At 71.3% G+C, this 15,788-nt stretch carries 12 protein-coding genes; 11 read left to right on the plus strand and 1 reads right to left on the minus strand.

Annotated features, from left to right (window positions below; translation table 11 throughout):
- Nucleotides 1-333: 333 nt before the first annotated feature.
- A complete protein-coding gene (locus ACIBBH_RS28200) occupies nt 334-990 on the plus strand; it encodes a ScbR family autoregulator-binding transcription factor (protein WP_399409289.1) in 657 nt (218 codons plus the stop codon).
- Between the two features lie 259 nt (nt 991-1,249).
- On the opposite strand, the gene ACIBBH_RS28205 is transcribed toward ACIBBH_RS28200, so the two are convergent.
- Nucleotides 1,250-2,239: a ScbA/BarX family gamma-butyrolactone biosynthesis protein gene (locus ACIBBH_RS28205; protein WP_399409291.1), complete on the minus strand. Its 990-nt coding sequence runs from the start codon at nt 2,237-2,239 to the stop codon at nt 1,250-1,252.
- Between the two features lie 354 nt (nt 2,240-2,593).
- Between ACIBBH_RS28205 and ACIBBH_RS28210 the strand changes: the two genes are divergently transcribed.
- The 10 genes from ACIBBH_RS28210 (at nt 2,594) to ACIBBH_RS28255 (ending at nt 15,682) form a co-directional block, all read left to right on the plus strand.
- The gene (locus ACIBBH_RS28210; protein ID WP_399409293.1) at nt 2,594-2,782 is read left to right on the plus strand and encodes an acyl-CoA carboxylase epsilon subunit; all 189 of its coding nucleotides are present in this window, start codon (nt 2,594-2,596) and stop codon (nt 2,780-2,782) included.
- 117 nt (nt 2,783-2,899) lie between these two features.
- Nucleotides 2,900-4,492 (plus strand): acyl-CoA carboxylase subunit beta, encoded by a 1,593-nt coding sequence (locus ACIBBH_RS28215; protein ID WP_399409295.1) that lies wholly within the window; start codon nt 2,900-2,902, stop codon nt 4,490-4,492.
- Between the two features lie 320 nt (nt 4,493-4,812).
- Nucleotides 4,813-5,694 carry a BTAD domain-containing putative transcriptional regulator gene (locus tag ACIBBH_RS28220; protein ID WP_399409297.1) on the plus strand — a complete coding sequence of 294 codons (882 nt, stop codon included), beginning with the start codon at nt 4,813-4,815 and terminating at the stop codon, nt 5,692-5,694.
- Nucleotides 5,695-5,992: 298 nt separating this feature from the next.
- Nucleotides 5,993-6,661, plus strand: a complete 669-nt coding sequence (locus tag ACIBBH_RS28225) for a ScbR family autoregulator-binding transcription factor (protein WP_399409300.1) — start codon at nt 5,993-5,995, stop codon at nt 6,659-6,661.
- A 265-nt stretch (nt 6,662-6,926) separates the two neighbouring features.
- Nucleotides 6,927-7,748: a BTAD domain-containing putative transcriptional regulator gene (locus ACIBBH_RS28230; protein ID WP_399409302.1), complete on the plus strand. Its 822-nt coding sequence runs from the start codon at nt 6,927-6,929 to the stop codon at nt 7,746-7,748.
- Between the two features lie 209 nt (nt 7,749-7,957).
- Nucleotides 7,958-8,710 (plus strand): thioesterase II family protein, encoded by a 753-nt coding sequence (locus ACIBBH_RS28235; RefSeq protein ID WP_399409304.1) that lies wholly within the window; start codon nt 7,958-7,960, stop codon nt 8,708-8,710.
- 92 nt (nt 8,711-8,802) lie between these two features.
- The gene (locus ACIBBH_RS28240) at nt 8,803-9,756 is read left to right on the plus strand and encodes an SRPBCC family protein (RefSeq protein WP_399409306.1); all 954 of its coding nucleotides are present in this window, start codon (nt 8,803-8,805) and stop codon (nt 9,754-9,756) included.
- Between the two features lie 674 nt (nt 9,757-10,430).
- Nucleotides 10,431-13,796: a condensation domain-containing protein gene (locus tag ACIBBH_RS28245; RefSeq protein ID WP_399409308.1), complete on the plus strand. Its 3,366-nt coding sequence runs from the start codon at nt 10,431-10,433 to the stop codon at nt 13,794-13,796.
- 134 nt (nt 13,797-13,930) lie between these two features.
- Complete coding sequence (gene metK / locus ACIBBH_RS28250; RefSeq protein WP_399409310.1) at nt 13,931-15,142, plus strand: methionine adenosyltransferase; 1,212 nt, start codon at nt 13,931-13,933, stop codon at nt 15,140-15,142.
- Nucleotides 15,143-15,409: 267 nt separating this feature from the next.
- Nucleotides 15,410-15,682, plus strand: coding sequence for a DUF6059 family protein (locus ACIBBH_RS28255; protein WP_399409312.1), 273 nt, complete (start codon nt 15,410-15,412; stop codon nt 15,680-15,682).
- Nucleotides 15,683-15,788: the final 106 nt, after the last annotated feature.

The raw sequence follows: 15,788 nt of genomic DNA on the forward strand, positions 1-15,788 counted from the left end.
AAGGGACAGCAAACCCTGCAAGCCGGATGGTTTTCAGCCCTGCTGCGGGCATCCGTTGCGCAGGACCGTGCCGCTGCAGGCCTGCGACGCCGGGACTTGCGGAGACCGCCGGACAGTTGCCCTGACCAGCACATTCCGCCGCGCAGCGAGGTGGCCCGGCAACCTTGTGGCCGGGCCACCGCAAGGAGCAAGGAAAGACAAAGGGTGAACTAGGTGGTGTCATTCGCCGCAGCTTGAGCATAAGGTACCTCGTGGACGGTTTGTTTGTTCTTGTGATCCGGTATGCGGCTCCGGCTCTGCGGCTCGGGTGCGGTTCAGGGAAAGGGAGGTCGAGTGGCCCAGCAGGAACGTGCGGTCAGGACCCGTCGCGCAGTACTGGAGGCTGCTGCGGTGGTGTTCGCGGAGCACGGGTACACGGCGGCGACGGTCGCCGACATCCTCAAGAGCGCAGGCGTGACCAAGGGCGCCCTGTACTTCCACTTCGAGTCCAAGGAAGCGCTTGCCAAAGGCGTCCTGGAGCTCCAGACGGGCCAGGCGCTGCCCGAGCAGGAGATCAAGCTCCAGGAACTGGTGGACGTCGCGATGTCGGTGGCCCACCGGCTGGTGCACGATCCCCTGGTGCGGGCCGGCGCCCGGCTCTCGGCGGACCCCATCGGCCGCAGGCACTACGGAAGCGCCTGGCCGTTGTGGGTCGACATGCTCACGGAGATCCTGGTCGAGGCTCATGAGCGGGGGGAGACCCTGGCGCACGTGGTGCCGCGCGAGGTTGCCGAGCTGGTGGTCAGCTCCTTCAACGGGGTGCAGCTCTATGCCCAGTTGGAGACCGGTTTCAGTGACGTCGAGTACCGGGCCTCGGTTCTGCTGAAGCACCTGCTGCCGTCCATCGCCTCGCCCGCGGTCCTGATGCGTCTGGACGTGGCCCCGGACCGGGGAACCCGCATCATTCGCGAAGCGGTCCAGATGCCGGTGCCGGTGCCGGCACCGGCCTGAGACGTGCGGCAGCGACCGGAGCGAGTCGCCCGGCCGCGTGCAGCACACGCTGCGGTCCGGCACCGGGCGGTCGGCGGACACCAGCCGTCCCCTCGTGTCCTAGTCGCTCCCCGTCGGTGCGCGGACATCGAGGTCACAGCATTTCCGGCAGGCAGGAAGCGACTGAAGCGACTCAAGGTCCGCGTCCCCGGAACTGCCGGAAGACCCGCGACCGTCCCGGCCGGCGTGGCGCCCCGCTCAGGCGGGGCGCCACCTCGTTTCATGCCGTGGCCGGTGCCACGGTGATGGCCGAAGTGAAGACGACGGCGCCGTCCTGCCGGCCGGTCACGAGCACGCGTTCCCTGCCCCTTGCGCACCGGGGAAGGGAACACGCCTCGATCAGGCACGGGGCGTCGAGCTCCGCATATCGGGTGAACTCGCTGGTGATGCCCACCGGCAGGCAGTCGCGCCCCAGGAACGCGACGGTGGCCTGGCGGGAGGCCTCCAGCAGCACCATGCCCGGCACGTGATCGACGGGGTGGTCGAAGAGCACGGGGTGCCTGGTGTCCACCCGCAGCTGCCAGCAGCCGGGTGCCGGTACGGGGGACAGGACGACGTCCGTGGGCGAGATGCGGCCGACGTCCTGCGGTGCCGTCGGGCTCGTCAGCGGGATCGGTGCCGCACCGCCGTCACCGATCCGGGGGGACCGAATGCGCTGGTAGACGGCCGGAGAGGCGCAGGTGAAGGTGGCTGATCCGGTCCCGGCCGGCTGCCCGTCGCGGTGGATCACGGCGTTGAAGTGGAGCCCCGCGAGGTTCTTGCCGCGGCGCTTGATGTCCGTACAGGCGACCTCGATGACCACGGACGCCGGCGCGGCGCCGATGCGGAGCCGGTCGGCGCTGACGTCGACCGCGAGATCCCACATCAGGAACTGGTGGCCGAGCGGGACGCCGAACTCCGCGTGCGCCAGCAGGAGTCCCGCCTGACGGATCGTCTCGGCGACCAGCAGCGGATCGTGATGGCCGCGGGCGGCGAAGAAACCGTGCAGACGTGGCCACTGGGCGCTCACCGTGAAGTGCTGATCATCCACGCGCGCCCAGTCGGTGAGCATCACCTCGGCGATACTGGCGCGGTGGACGAACTCCTTCGGGACCGTGGTGGTCAAAGACGGATAGTGAGGCTCGACGGTGTTCTGCGGGGTCTTGGTGTCGAGCTCCGCGTACCGGGTGGCGGGTAGGACGCGTTCGACGTGGAACGTGCTCGCAGACATGCCTATTCCCCCTGGGCGGCGTTGGCCTGTGGTTGCGGTGAGCTCTTCTCTGGCCAGTGAAGATACATACCAACCGGTTTAGTTTCCACCGGTAGGAGGCACTCCGCCTGCACAACTTCTGGAGCGTCGGATTCCTGTCGACTCCCGTGCGGCCTCGTGAGGGCGGCCGCCTTCGGCCTCTGGCTGCGGGACCTCGAACGACTGCGGTGGCGAGCTGCCGCCACGTGCATGGTCGTCTTTCGGTTCCGGACTGTCGTTGGGCACAGCCCGTGTCGAGCCTCAAGCGATTCCTCAGCACTTCTCGAGTATCCCGATCGACCATGGCCGAGGCTGTGAGGAGAGGGGACGTACCGGATGGAAAGCGCAGAAACCACGCTCCGCGTGGAACGCGGTCAGGCCGGTGAAGAGGAGCTGGCCGCTGTCGCGGCGGTGCTGCTCGCCCTGCGGGCACGCGACCAGGAGGAACCCGAGCAGCCGCCGTCACTCGGATGGAACTGGTGGAAGCGGCTGAAGGGCTACGAGCCACCCGGCAGTTGGCGGTGAGCAGACCGCCGCTTGAGGCGCCTTCCACCAAAGGAAACACAACCGTACAGGCGGTTTGGATTTGTTCATGGAAGCGGGGCGGGATCTCCTCAGTCTTGTCCCAGGAAGGGACCAGAGATGGCGATGACGACTGCCCCGGCACCGACCGGGACGGAGGCGACCGACATACGCGGTCAGGTGGCGGAGCTGCACGCGATACGAGCTCAGGCGTTGGCAGGTCCGAGTGAGAAGGCGACGGCGGCGCAGCATGCCAAGGGCAAGCTGACGGCCCGGGAGCGGATCGAGCTGCTTGTCGACCCGGGTTCCTTCCAGGAGGTCGAGCAGTTGCGCCGGCACCGGGCGACGGGGTTCGGGCTGGAGGCGAAGAAGCCGTACACCGACGGTGTCATCACCGGCTGGGGCACGGTCGAGGGCCGTACGGTCTTCGTCTACGCCCACGACTTCCGGATCTTCGGCGGTGCGCTGGGCGAGGCCCACGCCACGAAGATCCACAAGATCATGGACATGGCCATCGCGGCCGGCGCGCCGCTGGTGTCGCTCAACGACGGTGCGGGCGCCCGTATCCAGGAGGGCGTCTCGGCGCTCGCCGGGTACGGCGGCATCTTCCAGCGCAACACCAGGGCGTCGGGTGTCATCCCGCAGATCAGCGTCATGCTGGGCCCGTGTGCGGGGGGTGCGGCCTACTCGCCCGCCCTGACGGACTTCGTGTTCATGGTGCGGGACACCTCGCAGATGTTCATCACCGGCCCCGACGTGGTCAAGGCGGTGACGGGCGAGGAGATCACCCAGAACGGCCTGGGCGGCGCCGACGTGCACGCCGAGACGTCCGGCGTGTGCCACTTCGCGTACGACGACGAGGAGACCTGCCTCGCCGAGGTCCGCTACCTGCTGTCGCTGCTCCCGCAGAACAACCGCGAGCCCGCTCCCCGGGTGCGCAGCGGCGACCCCGCCGACCGGCGCAGCGACGTACTGCTGGACCACGTTCCGGCGGACGGCAACCGCCCCTACGACATGGCCAAGGTCATCGAGGAGATCGTCGACGACGGCGAGTACCTGGAGGTCCACGAGCGCTGGGCCCGCAACATCATCTGCGCGCTGGCCCGCCTGGACGGCCAGGTCGTCGGCATCGTCGCCAACCAGCCCCAGACGCTGGCCGGCGTCCTGGACATCGAGGCCAGCGAGAAGGCCGCTCGGTTCGTGCAGATGTGCGACGCCTTCAGCATCCCGATCGTGACCTTCCTGGACGTCCCCGGCTTCCTGCCCGGCGTCGACCAGGAGCACGGCGGGATCATCCGGCACGGCGCGAAGCTGCTGTACGCCTACTGCAACGCCACCGTGCCCCGGATCTCGCTGATCCTGCGCAAGGCGTACGGCGGCGCCTACATCGTGATGGACAGTCAGTCCATCGGCGCCGACCTCACCTACGCGTGGCCCACCAACGAGATCGCCGTGATGGGCGCCGAGGGCGCGGCCAACGTCATCTTCCGCCGCCGGATCGCCGAGGCCGAGGACCCCGAGGCCATGCGGGCCCGCATGGTCAAGGAGTACAAGGCCGAGCTCATGCACCCCTACTACGCGGCCGAGCGCGGTCTGGTCGACGACGTCATCGACCCGGCCGAGACCCGCGAGGTGCTCATCCGGTCCCTGGCCATGTTGCACAGCAAGCACGCGGACCTGCCGTCCCGCAAGCACGGCAACCCCCCGCAGTAAGCTACGCCCCTGCCACAGCAGGCCGAGCCAACCGCACACCAGGTTTGTTATCTCACCTGGATGCACCTGCTGCGCCGCGTGGCCGCCCGTTTGTCGGGGCAGACCTGTACAGGGATTCGATGGACACCCGGCGTGTCCTCATGGGGCGACGGCTTTGGATTCGTTGGACCCACAGCTCAGCGGCGTGCTCGGAAGATCACATGCATTCGGGTGTACGGTGCATAAAAACAGCACATCTGGTTTGCTATTGACAAACCGTCCGGCCTGTTTTGTACTCGTGACGTGCCAGATGACAGCACACTCACCTAGGGGGAAACGGCGTGCAGATCGATGTACTGGGCATATTGGACGTCAGGGTGAACGGGGTGTCCGTCGCTCCTACCGCGCCGAAGCCCCGGCAGGTGCTCGCCCTTCTGGCGCTGCACGCCGACCAGGTGGTGCCGGTCTCCGCTCTCATCGACGAGTTGTGGGCGGGCCGGCCGCCGCGCAGTGCGCGCACCACGCTGCAGACCTACGTCCTGCAACTGCGTGACCTCATCACCCTGGCGCTGGAGAAGGGGACGCCGGCCGCCGAACCCGCTTCGCCCCCGCGGCGCAGCGCCAAGGACGTCCTGGTCACCTCGCCCGGGGGGTACATGCTCGTCTCCGGTGGCGGCACCAGCGACGTCCGGGAGTTCGAACAGCTCGCGGGCCTGGGCTACCGTGCCGCCGACGCGGGAGACTTCCAGGGCGCCTCGCGCCTGCTGCGTGAGGCACTCGACCTGTGGACCGGCTCGGCCTTCGCCGACGTGCAGACCGGTGCGCAGCTGGAGATGGAGGCCCAGCGGCTGGAGGAGAGCCGGCTGTGCGCCCTCGATCAGCGCATCGAGGCCGACCTCCGGCTGGGCCGCCACCGCGAACTGCTCTCGGAACTCACCGTGCTGACGAGGCGTTACCGCGCCCACGAGAATTTGCACGCCCAGTTCATGCTGGCGCTGCACCGCTCGGGTCGGCGCGGCGAGGCCCTCGACGTCTACCACCGGCTGCGCAGCACCCTCGTACGGGACCTGGGCCTGGAGCCCTCGGCGCGGCTGCGCCGGCTCCAGCAGTCGATCCTGATGGCCGCGCCGGAGACTCCGCTGGCGGCGGAGCAGCAAAGGCCCGCCACGGTTCCCGTCCCCTCCGCCCGTGCGGGCAGCGGACGCCCGTCACACGTCAACTGACCCGTGAGTGGCGGGTCGTCGCCACAGCGGCGCAGGAGAGCATGGTCACTGACTGAGGGGCTGCCACGGGGCGGCCCCTCAGTCGTCTTCACATCACTCCGGCGTGCCGTGTTCGTTCCCCGCTATGTCATACCGTCTAAGCGGTTTGTTAGTCTGTGGGTACGACTCTGCGTGGCCGTGCCCGCACCGACCTGCGGTTCCGTGAGCACAACACCCTCACACTAGGTGTACGTAGCAAGGGGCATGAGATGTCGGTGTCCTGCCGGCTTTCGGCGTCCCGTTGCTCAGGAGGCAGCACATGGTCAAACAGGAGCGAGCCGTACGCACGCGGCGTTCGCTGATCCAGGCCGCGGCCGAGGTGTTCGCCGAGGTGGGCTTCGTCCCCGCATCGCTGGGCGCCATCAGTCAACGGGCCGGTGTCAGCAACGGGGCGCTGCACTTCCACTTCGCCAACAAGAGCATGCTCGCCGAAGCGGTCGAGGCGGAGGCCGCCGAGACCGTTCGCCGGCTCACCGAGGCGGCGCAGGCCCGCCAGCGCGACCCCCTGCAGTCGGTGGTGGACGCCACGCACGAGCTGATGGCCGTCCTGGACCAGGACGTCGTGGTCCGCGGCGGCTTCGAGCTCGCCGGTGACATCGCGCGCCGTACGAAGTCCCCGCTGCGGAAGGAGTGGCAGCGCTGGGTCGAGGACAGTCTGCGCCGGGCCGAGCGCGGCGGTGTGCTGGCGGAGGGGGTGTCCTGGGGGGACGCCGCCCGTGTCATCGTCGCCGCGACCGTGGGTCTGGAAGTGCTCGGCGGCCGGGATGCCTCCTGGCTGTCCCAGCAGAACGTCACCCGGTTCTGGGAGTTGTTGCTGCCGCGGCTCACCGGCCGGCGGGACCTGGGCGCGTCGGTGGGCTCCGGCTCGCGGCCGTCGACTGCCGTACCCGCACAGGCGCGGTCACGGCTGGCGTCCCCCGAGCGGTAGCGGGCACTCGGTCTGTTCACCACAGGCTCGCCTGAAGAGCCCGGGGCATGAGCAGGGACTTCCGAGTCGCCGGCGTGTTCTCCTGGCCGAATTCTCAGGGCTTTCTTCTGCGTTTCTCGAATGACGGCTTCCCTAATGTCTGTTCTTTGAGGATTGCTCAAATGCCACTGAAGGAACCGATACCTCCGGTGTGGGGAGGGCTAGCGTGTCAGTTCGCCGACGACTTTCGGCCATCGGGAGTGCCCGACGACGAACGGAGGGAACCATGGAGATTCAGGTTTTGGGTCCGCTGTGTGCCGCCGTGAACGGGGACTCGATCGTCCCGACAGCCGGAAAGCCCCGACAGATTCTCGCGCTGCTCGCGCTGTATCCGAGCCGCGTCGTGCCTGTGTCGACGCTGATGGAGGAGATCTGGCAGACGGAGTTGCCGCAGAGCGCGATGACCACGCTGCAGACGTACATCATGCAGCTGCGCCGCTGCCTCGGCACCGCGATGGGACCCGACGCGCCGGGTGCGGCGAAGAACGTTCTGGCCACGCGGCACGGCGGCTATCTGCTGCAGATCCCGCCGGAGTCCGTGGACGTGCACACCTATGAGCGCCTGGTTGCCGAAGGCCAGGAGGCCTTCGAACAGGGTGAGGACGAACGGGCTGCCCGCTGTTTCCGGCAGGCCCTCGCCCTGTGGCAGGGGCCCGCGCTGGTGGACGTACGCCTCGGTCCGATCCTGGAGATCGAAGTCACGCGGCTGGAGGAGTCCCGGCTGGTCACCGTCGAGCGGCGGATCGACGCCGATCTGCGGCTCGGCCGGCACGCGGAACTGATCGCCGAGCTCACCGACCTGATCGCCCGCCACCCTCAGCACGAGGGCCTGCACGCGCAGGCGATGGTGGCCCTGTACCGGTCCGGACGGCAGGCTTCCGCCCTGGACGTGTACCGGAAGCTGCGGACGCGGCTGATAGAGGAGCTCGGCGTGGAACCCTCACCGCAGCTGCAGCGCCTGCACCAGGCCATGCTCGCGGTCGATCCCGAACTCGACGTGATGGCCGGTCCGCGCCGCGGCTCCACCTTCGACCGGTACGCGGCCTAGGGGTGTCCTTCGGATCACCTCGGACCCGGGTGATCCGGCCGTGCCGGGCGTCGCGGGCCCGGGCCGGTCCGGGCGGAACCCCCGGTGCTTTCGCAGCGGTTCGCATCCCGAGCCGCCGCCTCGGCCCGGCCTCGAGTGCGATTCGAGGCTGTCCGGCGATGCTCGAACCCCGCCCCGTGGTACCAGGAGCGGACGTAGAGGAGGATGCCATGCCGGACGAACCGCCAGTGCGACTGCACTGTTTCGCGCACTCCGCTGAGGGCGTCTCCGTCTTCGACGGCTGGGCGGCGAGCGTCGGACCCGGCGTGCAGCCGGTCCCGGTCCTCCTGCCGGGCTGCACACCGCGGCTGAGCGAACCGAGGCTGACCACGCACGAGGCCCTGCTCGCCGATGTGCTGCCGCTGTTCACCGACGCGCAGCCCGGCCCGTACGTCCTGTACGGGCACGGTTTCGGTGCGATGATCGCGCTCACCGTGACGCGCGCCCTGCGCGAGGCGGGTCTGCCGGGCCCGGCGCTCCTTGCCGTCGGCGCCTGGTCGCCGCCGCACCTGCCCTCCGAGCTGCCGGATGCCCGCCGGGCCACGGATGCCGAACTGCTGCATGTCCTCAGCGGCACGGGCGCCGTGCCGCCCACCAGCGACGAAGGGATCTGGCTCCGGGCCGTGCTGCCGGTGCTCCGCGCCGACCTGCAGCTGGCCCAGGCCGTGCACGAGGCGGCCGGCAGGCCCTCCCCGGCCGGCCCGCTCACCACCCCGGTGCTCGTCGTCGCCTCGCAGGACAACCCGCTGGCCCCGCTCTCGACAACCGGCAGCTGGCGCCAGTGGACCGAGGGACCCGTCTGGTCGCGCACCGTCCCCGGGCGCCACTTCTTCGTACGCGGCGGCCGTGAACTGCCCCGGCTGCTGGGCCGGGCCTGCCGCGTCGCCCGCCGGCTCGTCCGGGAGCCCGTGCCCGTCGGCTGATCCCCGTGCTCCGGCCACCGGATCAGGGTCGTCATTGCGCAGTCCGGACTCTGTTCGCGTCCCGGCCGGCGAGTGAAGAAGGAGGTGCTCAGATGTCTGGTGAGCGTGTCGACAGGGCGAAGCGCCATGCGCATGTGTCCGCGCCCGCGGGTGTGGTCTACGCAGTGCTTGCCGATACGGCGAAGTTGCCGCTCTACTTCTCCCCGAGCGTCCATGTGGAGCGCCTGGAGTTCGACGGCGAGCGGGAGCGCCTGCGGATGTGGGTCCTCATGGACGGGCAGCTGAAGTCGTGGATCTCGTGGCGACACATGGACCCGGTGGAGCGCCGCATCGAGTTCCGGCAGGAGCTGCCCGCGTCCCCGCTGACCGCGATGGGCGGCACCTTGAACGTACGTTACGAAAGCCCGTACCGCTCCGAGCTCGAGCTGCTGTACGACTTCAGCGTCACCGACGACCTGCCCGACGACGCGGCGTGGGTGGAGCGGGTCGCCGACCTGGCCAGCCGTACTCAGCTCGCCGACCTCAAGAGCTTCGCCGAGCGGTGGACGCGCCTGGACGACCTGGTGCTGTCCTTCGAGGACTCGGTGCGCGTCAACGGCCCGGCCGAGCTGGCCTACGACTTCCTCTACCGGGCCGGGGACTGGCCCGAGCTGGTGCCCCACGTCACCCGGGCCGACCTCACCGAGGAGGCACCCGGAGTGCAGCGCATGACCATGGAGACGCAGACCGACACCGGAACGCACACCACCGCATCGGTGCGGATCTGCTTCCCGCACGCGGGCCGCATCATCTACAAGCAGACTGCCACCCTCCCGCTGCTGGAGGCGCACACCGGCGAATGGTCCGTCGTCCCGGACGAGACGGGGGTGACCCTCACGTCGAAGCAGAGCGTCGTGCTGTGCGAGGAGAACATCACCGCCGTACTGGGCGAGGGCGCGGGCCTCGCACACGCCCGACGGCATGTGCGTGAGGCGCTCGGCCGGAACTGCCTGGCCCTGCTCACCCTGGCCAAGCAGCACGCGGAGAGCGCCGTCCGCATGCTGTGACGGTCCCGCCTGCGTCGGATGGGCTGCCGGATTTCCGGCCGGCACACCGAGAGTTCGCACCGGACGCCGCGGGACCCGCCCTTCGGGCGGACGACGGGACTTTCGCGGCAGGCCCTGGTAAGCGGGTCGAGCCAGGACGGAATCAGCGGCAGTGCCGCGTCAGGTGCCGGTACCGTGGTTCCCGCCCGGCGCGGCCCTGCCGCTCCTCGGCCCGCCTCCGCGGCACTTCCGACCTGTGCGAGGCCTCGTCGGCCGGGACGACCGTCCGGCATTCGACGCAGACGCCACCCGGACGTCCCGCCACCGCTCCCACCGGCCCCCGGCGCGCGTGTCTCACCCACCGGACCGGCTCCTTCGCGCACACAGCCGCCTGCCCTTCTCGGGCCCGGCTCGGACACCGCTGCATACCCGCTCGGGGAAACGGACTTCGGGCGCGTACTGCCATTAGCGTGCTCATCCCGACCGTTGTGGACGCGGGCAAGCCAGGAGGCCGTCATGGGGGAGAGGCAGCACGGCCCGTCCCGGCCTCACCGGGCCTGCGCGCGACTCCCGGTCCGGACGGCGGCCACCGGGCACGGTGCCCGGGCCGTTCACGCGCCCATGCTCGTCCCGCGACCGCGGAAAGGAGAGAGGGTATCCGGCCACCCGCAGCGGACCGCACACCCCCGGACACCATGACTGTTCACCGCTTCCCGCACGCGCCGATCTCCGTGGTCGTCGACCCCGGGCCCCCTCCGTACCCAGCGCCGTGGGACCTCGAGCTGCGCGGGCCGCTCGACGCCGCCGCACTGGAACACCTCCTGGGCGAGCTCACCGCCGGTGACCCGGCCCGGCCCGCCTGGCGGCACCGGCTGTTGCGGCACGGCCCCGACCACCACACGCTGCGGTTCTCCGCACCGCAGGGAGCGCCCGCCGCCTTCGTCGCGGGCCGCATCGCCGACCGGCTCACCGAACCGCCGCCGGCCGCCGACCGCCCGCTGACCCCCGCGCAGCGCGCGGCCCTCGCACGCGACGGAGAACACCGTTACGAGGCGATGCTGGTCGAACCAGCGGCCCCCCTGGACACGGGCGCGCTGCGCGAGGCGCTGCGCGCCGTCGTGGCCGCCCACCCCCAGCTGCGCTCCCGCCTCGCCGCCGCGGACGGCTGGCGCACCGCGGCGGCCGGGGACGAGGCCGCGAGCGGCCAGGATCCGCTGGTGGAGGAGGAGTTCACCGACGAGGCCGGTTTCGCCGCGCTCCTGGCCTCGACCGGTCGCACGCTCGACGCGTACGCCGGCATCCAGCTGCGGGTCCTGCTCGCCAGGGACCGCCGTCCGGCCGAACCGCGTACCGACCGGCTCGCCGTGGTCACCCATGAGCTCGCGGTGGACGCCGGATCCTGGCGCATCCTGCTCGACGACCTGACCGCAGCCCTCGGCACGGCCGCCGGCAAGGCCCCGACGCGGCCGCAGCCCGCGCCGGACGGCCTGACCGACTGGGTCACCGAACTGCGCGAGCTGGCCCGTGACTCCGCCGAAGTCCAGCACTGGAGCCTTGTCGCCGAGCGCAGGTCCCGGTCGGCCGGCGTCCACCGGCCCGTTCGGGTGACCGGACCGGGCGACGGGCCCGACGCTGCCCCGGCACACGCCCCGGACACCGCGCCGGGGGAGGTCCGGCACAGCGGGTTCACCCTGGACGAGGGCCCGACCGAGCGGATCACCCACGGCCTGGCCCGACGGCTCGCGCTGACCACCGGACAGCTGCTGACCGGTGTGTTCGCCCTGGCCCTCACCCGCTGGCAGGGATCCGACGAGGCCGGCTTCGACGTACGCAGCGACCCGCGGGCCGGCCGCCGGAGCCTGCGACGCCACGTGGGCCGGCTCACCGACCCGTACCCGGTTCATCTCACCCCGGACCCCGGCGTCGACCCCCTCGGTCAACTGACCGCTCTGGCAGGTCCCCTGGCTTCCTGCGCCGGCCGCGCCGGGGGCGGCGCGGGCTTCGGGGCCTGCCGCGAGTGGAGCCCCGATCCGTCGCTGCGCCGTGCCCTGCGCGACCTGGCACCCGCCCAGGCCTGTCTGACCCTCGACGAACCCGGCGAGCCACTGCCATGCTCCGCCCGGCCCGTGTCCGGCGGCGCACCGGGCCGGCCCGCGCACCGTGTCGAGGTGCGGGCCCAGGTCCGCGACGGCAGGCTGCACATCGGTCTCGACTGGGTGACCGACCACGCGGCAGGCATCACCGACACCTCCGTGGGCGCCCTCGAGCACCTGCTGCGGGAGCTGCTGCAGGAGCTGGCCGACGCACCCGCCGCCCCGATCCCGCCCGCCTTCCGGGCCACCCCCCAGCAGTCGGCGCTGTACCGGGGCGGCGATGCGCAGCCCGGCACCGGACGCCATGTCGAGCAACTCGTATGGATCTGGCACGGCCCGCTCGACGTCGGACGCTTCACCGCCTCCTGGCAGTCGGTCTTCGACTGCGAGACGGTGCTGCGCACCGCGTTCACCGGGGGCCCGGAACCGCTGCTCGTGGTGTGCGAGCGGGTCGTGCCCGAGATCACCCGCCGGACCCTCCACGACGGCGACTGGTCCGCCCTCCTGGAGCGCGACCGGCTGCGCGGCTTCGACCTGCGCCGCCCCGGAGCACTGCGCCTGACGCTGCTGGAGACGGAGCAGAACCGGACCGCGGGCACCGTCGCACCCACCCGGATCCTGGTCACCTACCACCGGGCCCTGCTCGACACCTGGAGCGCGCACATCCTGCTGCGCGCGTTCTACCGCGCCTATCTCGCGGGCGGCACCCTGCCCGGTGGTGAGCGCCGCCCCGACCTGCGCGACTACACGGCCTGGGTCGCCGGCCAGGACCCGGAGCCCGCCCGGGAGTTCTGGACGCTCAGCGCGCCGCCCGACGGTGCGGCGTCCCGGCCGGTCCGGTCCGCCGGAAGGGCCGGCCTGACCGGCGTCGGCCGTGCCCGGCTGCGCCTGGACCTCGTGGAGACGACCCGTCTCGCGCACTGGGCGGGCATCTGGGGCACCGCGGAGAGCAGTGTGCTGCAGGCCGTCTGGGCCATGCTGATCCACCGTGCCTCCGGCGCCACCGGACCGGCCCCGGTCTGTTTCGCGGTGTCCGTGCCGGGGCGTGGCATCGCGCTCGACGGCGTGGCCCGGATGCCGGGGCCGCTGCGCAACCACCTGCTGATGACCGTCGAGGTGGACCCGGCGGGCACCGTGCCGCGTCTGCTGCGGCAACTGCGCGACCGCGCCCTGGACATGGCCGCCTACGAGTGGGTGCCCGCCGACTGGATCCGTGCCTGGAGCGGCGGCGGCGCGGACGCCTGCACCGTCATCGTCTTCGAGGATCCGCCGCATCCGCTGGACGGCCTGGAGGACCAGCTCGCCGCCCACGGCATCCGCGCCGAGCTTCTGGACGCCCTGCCGGCCCGCTCCGTGCCCCCCGTCGGGCTGCTCGCCCACCACGACAGCGCGGGCGGTCTGGTCCTCACGGGGGTGCACGACCGGGCCGTGCTCGACGAGGACGGGGTGGCCGAACTGCTGGCGCAGAGCGCCCTGCTGCTGCGGTCGCTGCCCTTGTCGGCGGACGAGTCCACGACCGTCGGGGAGGTCCTGGCCCTCCTGGAGGGCAGTGCCGTACCGCGCCTGGCCGAAGCCGCCGGGGACGGCCGGGGCACCCCGCTGGTCACCCTGCGCGCGGCGCGCCGGGACCGGGCGGGCACGATCTGCCTGATCCCGCCGCCGGGCGTCCCCGAGACCTGTTACGACCTGCTGGCCCGCACCTACCCGGGCCCGCAGGAGCTGCTGGTGCTCACCGCCGGCCCGGACGCCGACGGGGCACGCCCCGCCCTCGCGGCGCTCGGCACCGGCCGGTCCCTGCTGCTCGCCGGGTTCTCCGGTGCCGGTGTCCGCGCCTGCGACATCGCCCGGCGGATCGCGGCGGACGGCGGCCGCCCGCCGCGGGTGGTGCTCGCCGGCGCGTCCGCGGACGAGCGGGAACGGGCCCGCGCTCTCGCCCGGGCCCTGCAGGACGCCGCACCCGGGACGTGATGCCGGTCCACTGCTGTTCCGTCGCTGTTCGAGAGTCCCTCGTTCGCGGTTCTGCATCGTGGCTGTGGCACGGGTGACCTCGCCCGGGTCGCTGACGCCGTTCGTGCTGTGGGCCCGCAACCATCTGGAGAGACATGTCCCGTCGTCTGTTCACCTCGGAGTCCGTCACCGAGGGACATCCCGACAAGATCGCCGACCGGATCAGTGACACCGTCCTCGACGCGCTGCTGCGCGAGGACCCGTCCTCGCGTGTCGCGGTGGAGACCCTGATCACCACGGGGCAGGTGCACATCGCCGGCGAGGTGACCACGCAGGCCTACGCCCCGATCGCCCAACTGGTGCGCGACGCCATCCTCGAGATCGGGTACGACTCGTCGGCCAAGGGCTTCGACGGCGCCTCGTGCGGCGTCTCGGTGTCCATCGGCGCCCAGTCCCCGGACATCGCGCAGGGCGTCGACGCCTCGTACGAGCAGCGGGTCGAGGGCGAGGAGGACGACGCCCTGGACCAGCAGGGGGCGGGCGACCAGGGCCTGATGTTCGGCTATGCGACCAACGAGACGCCGAACCTGATGCCGCTGCCCATCGAGCTGGCCCACCGGCTGTCCCGTCGCCTCACCGAGGTCCGCAAGGACGGCACCATCCCCTACCTGCGCCCCGACGGCAAGACACAGGTCACCATCGAGTACGACGGCGACCAGCCCGTGCGGCTGGACACGGTCGTGGTCTCCACGCAGCACGCCTCCGACATCGACCTGGAGTCGCTGCTCACCCCGGACATCCGCGAGGAGGTCGTCGGTCACGTCCTGAGCCGGCTCGCGCGGGACGGTATCAAGCTGCAGACCGAGGGCTACCGGCTGCTGGTCAACCCCACCGGCCGCTTCGAGATCGGCGGCCCGATGGGCGACGCCGGCCTGACCGGCCGCAAGATCATCATCGACACCTACGGCGGCATGGCCCGCCACGGCGGCGGTGCCTTCTCCGGCAAGGACCCGTCCAAGGTGGACCGCTCGGCGGCGTACGCGATGCGCTGGGTCGCCAAGAACGTCGTGGCGGCCGGCCTGGCCTCCCGCTGCGAGGTCCAGGTCGCCTACGCGATCGGCAAGGCCGAGCCGGTCGGTCTGTTCGTGGAGACCTTCGGCACCCACAAGGTCGAGACGGAGAAGATCGAGAACGCCATCACCGAGGTCTTCGACCTCCGTCCGGCCGCCATCATCCGCGACCTCGACCTGCTCCGCCCGATCTACGCCCGGACCGCGGCGTACGGCCACTTCGGCCGCGAGCTGCCCGACTTCACCTGGGAGCGCACCGACCGCGCCGAGCTGCTCAAGGCGGCCGCGGGCCTGTGAGCCCGGCGCCCGGACGGCCGGCCCGGCGCGCGCTGCCGGCGGCGTGCGCCAGGCCCGCACCGGGGACGGGCCCACGCACGGGGAACGGGCGGAGACCGGGGGCCGGCCGCGCCTGCGCGGTCTACGGCTGCTTCCCGTGTGCTGCTTCAAGCACCTTTACGAGAAGGCCGCCCGGCGGCCCCGGCGCAGCCGTTCTCCACTGAGCCACGAGCGGACCTTGGGAGCCTGTGGAGGAGGCTACGAGCGAAGGGGCAAAAAGGGGGGGACATGAAACGGTTGCCGTGGGACGGCCGGCGGGCGTTGGCGGACTGTCTCGTGCGACGGCTCTGGGTGTCCCTGGTGGCCTTCGGGGCCGCACACGATCCCCTGGTGCACTTGGCCGGGGAAGAGCTGCCGCCGCGACAGCGCCCCGCAGGGCCGCCGCCCGCCCACCCCGAGCGCCTGCGCGAGGACGTTCCGCTCTCCCGGGAGGAGCTGCGGATCCTGCGCGAACTGTGGCCGGCGCGCTACGCCGAACACCGGGCCCTCGACGGCAGGTGAGGTGCCGGCAGTGGCCGGCACCTGCCCGGGGCCGGATGGTCGTGACGACCTCGTCGCAGCCGAGGCGCGGGGCGCACTCGCCCCAGGCGTCACTGTGAGGGGGTCC

Origin of the sequence: Streptomyces sp. NPDC051636, assembly GCF_044453765.1 — a bacterium.
In the GTDB taxonomy this organism is placed as follows: Bacteria; Actinomycetota; Actinomycetes; order Streptomycetales; family Streptomycetaceae; genus Streptomyces.

What these genes read in the sequence shown, in the direction of transcription:
- ACIBBH_RS28205 (WP_399409291.1), bottom strand. Translation starts at nt 2,239, where the DNA reads ATGTCTGCGAGCACGTTCCACGTCGAACGCGTCCTACCCGCCACCCGG.
- ACIBBH_RS28210 (WP_399409293.1), top strand. Translation starts at nt 2,594, where the DNA reads ATGGAAAGCGCAGAAACCACGCTCCGCGTGGAACGCGGTCAGGCCGGT.
- ACIBBH_RS28255 (WP_399409312.1), top strand. Translation starts at nt 15,410, where the DNA reads ATGAAACGGTTGCCGTGGGACGGCCGGCGGGCGTTGGCGGACTGTCTC.
- ACIBBH_RS28230 (WP_399409302.1), top strand. Translation starts at nt 6,927, where the DNA reads ATGGAGATTCAGGTTTTGGGTCCGCTGTGTGCCGCCGTGAACGGGGAC.
- ACIBBH_RS28215 (WP_399409295.1), top strand. Translation starts at nt 2,900, where the DNA reads ATGGCGATGACGACTGCCCCGGCACCGACCGGGACGGAGGCGACCGAC.
- ACIBBH_RS28235 (WP_399409304.1), top strand. Translation starts at nt 7,958, where the DNA reads ATGCCGGACGAACCGCCAGTGCGACTGCACTGTTTCGCGCACTCCGCT.
- ACIBBH_RS28240 (WP_399409306.1), top strand. Translation starts at nt 8,803, where the DNA reads ATGTCTGGTGAGCGTGTCGACAGGGCGAAGCGCCATGCGCATGTGTCC.
- metK (WP_399409310.1), top strand. Translation starts at nt 13,931, where the DNA reads ATGTCCCGTCGTCTGTTCACCTCGGAGTCCGTCACCGAGGGACATCCC.
- ACIBBH_RS28245 (WP_399409308.1), top strand. Translation starts at nt 10,431, where the DNA reads ATGACTGTTCACCGCTTCCCGCACGCGCCGATCTCCGTGGTCGTCGAC.
- ACIBBH_RS28225 (WP_399409300.1), top strand. Translation starts at nt 5,993, where the DNA reads ATGGTCAAACAGGAGCGAGCCGTACGCACGCGGCGTTCGCTGATCCAG.